Origin of the sequence: Nitrosomonas sp. ANs5 (genome assembly GCF_050584665.1) — a bacterium.
Classification (GTDB): Bacteria; Pseudomonadota; Gammaproteobacteria; order Burkholderiales; family Nitrosomonadaceae; genus Nitrosomonas.
Genome location: NZ_JBEUDO010000091.1, coordinates 1 through 4796 on the forward strand (window position 1 = coordinate 1; position 4796 = coordinate 4796).

The following is a 4796-nucleotide window of genomic DNA, read 5'->3' on the forward strand; positions in this document are numbered from 1 at the left end:
GGTCTTGGCGCGTGCTTGGTGCGACATTGCCCAGCCGCAACCAAGACTTGACCCTGTGCTTAGGTGCGGGTAATCGCCATTCCCACCGCGACCTACCATTGAATTTGCGCCGCTCACAACACTGGTGCGGCCAAATAGGCCGCTCGTGAGGCGGCCTTAAACCACCAGGGTTGGTTGAGAATATCGGTGGACGACATTTCTCGGGAGTTGGCGAAGTCCTGTTCAAATACCGTTCCCATACGCTGCGCAAAGGTCTCATCGAACACCCAAGCGCTGATTTCAAAATTAAGTCGAAATGAGCGGTTGTCCAAATTCACTGTGCTCACCATTGACGCGCCCTCGTCGATTAGCAGCGTTTTAGCGTGCAAAAAACCGGCGTTGTAGCGGTATATTTTCACACCGGCTTCCAGCAGAGGTTGAGTAAATGCGTAGGCGGCCAAGTAGGTCAAAATATTGTCTGAGCGTTCGGGAATTAACACGCGCACATCCACGCCGCGCAAAGCCGCCAGTTTAAGCGCGGACTGCACGCCTTCATCCGGCACAAAATAAGGACTGCTGATCCACGCACGTCGGCGGGCCGTGGCCAACGCGTGCTGTACCATTAAACTTGCGGTTTCAAAACGATCCGCAGGGCCACTAGGCAAGATCAGTATGGGCACACCATTGTCCGCGACGGTTTGCAGCTGCCAATCCAAATCCAGGATTTCGCCACTGGCCCAGTGCCAGTCTTCTAAATAAGTCAGCTGCAAACCGAACGCCGCAGGCCCTTCAATTTTTAAATGCGTATCGCGCCAGGCACCTATGCGTGGATCTTGCCCGAGATATTCATCACCGACATTCATCCCCCCGACCCATCCAAAACGCCCATCGGCGATAACGATCTTGCGGTGATTACGAAAATTCAATTGGAAGCGATTGCCAGAACCCCGGGTAGAGTGAAACGACCGCACCCAAACACCCGCGTCGCGCAGCTCGTCCAAATAGCTACTTGGCAGCCGGTAACTGCCAATTTCGTCATAAAGAAAGTACACCCTGACGCCATCGCGGGCCCGTGCCACCAGGCGGTGTTTCAACTCTCGCCCCAAGACGTCATCGCGTACTATATAAAACTGCACCAGCAAATAGTGTTCTGCGGCGTCAATACCGGCAAAAATACTGGCAAAAGCCGCCTCGCCATCAATAAGCAATTCAACATTATTGCCACTCAGCAGCGGCATCTTGGCCAAGCGCTCCATCACCTGAAAATTTTGTTTGGACGGCGGAAATGGTGTCGCATAGCACTCAACCAACGACATTTTTTGAGCAAGTTCGCGATATAAACGGCTATTGACCTGTTTGCGCCCGATCACATACCCATTAAAACGATTGGCGCCAAAAACCCAATAGGCGGGTACAGACACATACGGAAAGGTGTTTAGAGATACGATCCAGGCCACGGCGCCCGGCGCTGTGCGCGTCGACATGAGCGCATCGACCGAAGAGACGATACCCAACGTGTGCGCTACCACCAGCGTTACCCACAACAGACGTCGCTTTAAAACGGCCATGGTCGCTCCCGGTTGTATTGGCAGCAGAAATCAACATGAATATAAAAATACATCAGACCAAATCCTGATCCAGCGGCAACTGGGTCAGGTCTTGTAGCATAGCAGACTCGATCTTTACCCGAAATTCCGGCAGGCTAGGCAAGCTTTCCTCGGGGGGCGGTAATTCCTTCTGAAAGCGAGGCCGCCAAGTAACATTTTTCATCGCTTCGATATCTCGTTCACTGGCAAAACCCGGCAAGGTCTCGATTCGATCGAAGAACTCCCGGGAGCCGATTACATACTCCATGACTTCTAACCAAAACACACTGGGCTCGTTATCCCGGTAATAGGCGGCCCGTTCGGCACTTGAAAAGCGGCCTTCTGCGACCAGAAATGTATCAATGTCGCTTTCCGAATATCCTGCCAGCGCTACAATCTCCCGAATATTCAGGTTATTGGATACTCGCCCGTGCCCAGTTGCTGTTTCACGGCAGAACGCGGCGTTCAGTTTGTCACCCGAGTATAAAAAGGTACTCACCGAGCGTACATGTTGGCAGGGCGTATTGTCCCCTGTATGAAAGGCGACATCGCGAAAGCATATACTTCTTATGAAGCTCACTTTGGTACCGGCCGGGCTGAACGGCCCTATTGATAAGCTCTTTGGATGAATCAGGAAGCAGGGCTTGGCAGAATCAAGATAGCGGGCCAGGTACAGGAATTGGCGTTCGAGCTCGTCAGGTTGACGATGGTTCACGAAAATTTTTTCATCCGCATCGCTCACGGCACCGCAGCCGCTAAGAACCAATATCGCTGTACATATACTGATGACGGTCACCGCTTTCATCCACCCCCCTTCATCCGTCCGACTCAGGCATCAACTGAAACTCGATCTCACGTAGTTTCTCTTCCATTTTCCGCTGCGCCTCTTCTGCCTGCTGCTGAAGGCCCTGGAAATAATTGCCAGCATCACCCAGCCCCTGAAGCGATCTTTGCAAATCCCTGACGATACACGCCTCCGTTGGAATGATGCACTCGGCTGGCCTTAGCATATCCAGGAAAAAGGTCACTACAGACTCATCAGCTGGTACGGGTGGGGAAGCACTTTTAGCAGCCTCAATAACCTGTGGCGACGATCCGGGCGGGCTGAACCTGTATGTGAGATAAATCCTTGAGGCCTGCGGCAACCACCATTCGGCAGGTGTAAACACATACATCTGGAACTGCCAGTCAATAGGACTGTTATCCGAACGCTTTGAAATCACAACGTTGCTATATTGCGATTCAGCCAGCCTTGAATCCCGGATGAGAACTTCGGCGGCCTGGCTGGATAGCGGCTCGTTGAGGACAGCAGTTTCTGCCTCCTTGCGTGTCTGCTGTTGCCGGCCGGGACCATGACTGATATCCGTCATTTCATAACAAGGCTCCCATTGCCCTCCTGTCACCTGATAACCGAGCCTCTGGCAGCGGGCTGCATCCTGTTGGCGCCATGCGCAAGAAAAATTGGGGGTGTGATGACCAGAAAGCAGATCCCAGCCGTCCTCTCCGCTCAATGTCTGGCCAGGCCGTATGAAAGGCATGCCCTGGAAATCATCGCAACTTACGAACAACTTGATCTCACTGCCCCGCATCGGCACCTCCGTGTCGGCAGCCAGGAGCGTGTACGGCAAACCAATCATGAACCCGATGGCCAGGACTAAAAACTTACCAAGTAAAAACAAACTCCGTTTCATGAGGCGCCTCCTTTCACCTGAGTACAAGCTCTACCCGGCGGTTCAGTTCCCGCCCTGCCTCGCTGGCGTTACTGGCAATGGGAGCCATAAAGCTGGCTCCTTTGGCCATCATGCGGCCGATAGCTATACCGTAGTTACTCGCTAACGCCTGACGAACGGCGGCGGCACGACGCAAGGACAAGTCGGCGTTATAGTCGAAGCTACCCTGGTTGTCGGTATGCCCCACCACCAGCACTTCGATGCCAGGGTTCATCTCCATTAACCGGGCCATTTGCGCCAATGCTTCCGCCGATTCCGGCCGGATCTCGGCACTGTCATATTCGAAGAATATGCCGTCCACAATCGCTTTGCCCTCGGTAGTCAGCGATGCCTGAAGCTCATCGGCGCTACGGATGCCAGTCTGCACCTGACCAGTCTGCATGGGCTGCCCTTCGACCACAACCTGATGAATGACGGATTGTGGCTGCTGGTCCATGATGTACAGGAAAACATGGGCCGATCCGGCATCGTCCTCACGCCCGGCCAGCAATGCACGCGTATGGCCGCGCACTAGCACCGGAGGATGCAAGGCATTGCGCAGCTGTCGCCAGTAAACATCAGGGAAAATGATATCTTTTACATATGAGCCAATCCACCTTCCGCACCCTGTTTTATCAGCACACTCGAACCACACCTCATAACCTCCAGCCGCAAGAGCGTCCTGATAATTGCGCAGAATTTCCAATGTGCTTTTGTTTTCAGGCGCTTGATAGGTAATCCAGGTCACGCGCCCTTCAAGAGGCACTTCGACTGCCTGAAGAACCTCACTATCCCATCAGCTGCGATTACGGTAGGCATCGCCGGGGATGGGGCCCGAAGGCAGGGACACCGAACAATATTCGCGTTCAAGGTAGCCATGCATCGTTGCACCATTGTATCGGCTGACCAATGGATTATCACTGCCAGGCTCATTAGCCGTGGCCGACGTGACTATCAATAAAAGTCCAACAATCTGCCCCAAGATGCGATAAATTTTCATGAAGTCTCCCGTTCCATTTGGATCGAATAAACGCACATGCTTGCCGACCTCATGCAGCGCACGACCTGCTCTGCCGCAGCGGGTCAGCTCCTAAACCAAGACCTCGATACACCACTTAGGCCGCATGCGCTCGGAATCTCAGCGGATGTGTGATTTCATAGCGTAAAGCGGGGTCAGTAAATCGGGGGGTCGGTCTTGCAATGAAATATCATATCCCAGATTTTTTAACGATTCGACTGACAGTCATATAATGCAGACCGAATGCATCCGCTATCGCTCTCATTGTATAGTCGCCTGTTTGATAAGCTGCTGCAATCCCTGCATTTCTGTCATTGAACGATGAATAATATGAGCGCAGCTTGGCATTTCTCTTTGCGTGCACGGTTGAAGGCTTGTGTGTAGACGCCATTCAACTGCCACATTCACCTCGACAGATTTCCTTCAAGCGACACCATAACGATAACCCAACTTCGCAGCTTTCCCCCCAAAACCACCCAAAATCCCCTATTTCCGCACTGAATC

Annotated in this window: 5 protein-coding genes; all 5 read right to left on the reverse strand. The window is 52.9% G+C overall.

All coding sequences use genetic code 11. The annotated features are described in order from the left end of the window. Positions 1 to 113: 113 nt before the first annotated feature. The 5 genes from cls to ABTW62_RS13360 are packed head-to-tail and all read right to left on the reverse strand — an operon-like array spanning position 114 to position 4274. The gene (gene cls / locus ABTW62_RS13340) at positions 114 to 1547 is read right to left on the reverse strand and encodes a cardiolipin synthase (RefSeq protein WP_430905067.1); all 1434 of its coding nucleotides are present in this window, start codon (positions 1545 to 1547) and stop codon (positions 114 to 116) included. Between the two features lie 52 nt (positions 1548 to 1599). After that, positions 1600 to 2370, reverse strand: a complete 771-nt coding sequence (locus tag ABTW62_RS13345) for a hypothetical protein (RefSeq protein WP_430905068.1) — start codon at positions 2368 to 2370, stop codon at positions 1600 to 1602. A gap of 10 nt (positions 2371 to 2380) precedes the next feature. Further along, positions 2381 to 3256 (reverse strand): hypothetical protein, encoded by an 876-nt coding sequence (locus ABTW62_RS13350; protein ID WP_430905069.1) that lies wholly within the window; start codon positions 3254 to 3256, stop codon positions 2381 to 2383. 13 nt (positions 3257 to 3269) lie between these two features. Continuing rightward, positions 3270 to 4022 (reverse strand): OmpA family protein, encoded by a 753-nt coding sequence (locus ABTW62_RS13355; protein WP_430905070.1) that lies wholly within the window; start codon positions 4020 to 4022, stop codon positions 3270 to 3272. A gap of 48 nt (positions 4023 to 4070) precedes the next feature. Further along, a complete protein-coding gene (locus ABTW62_RS13360; protein ID WP_430905071.1) occupies positions 4071 to 4274 on the reverse strand; it encodes a hypothetical protein in 204 nt (67 codons plus the stop codon). Between the last annotated feature and the right edge of the window lie 522 nt (positions 4275 to 4796).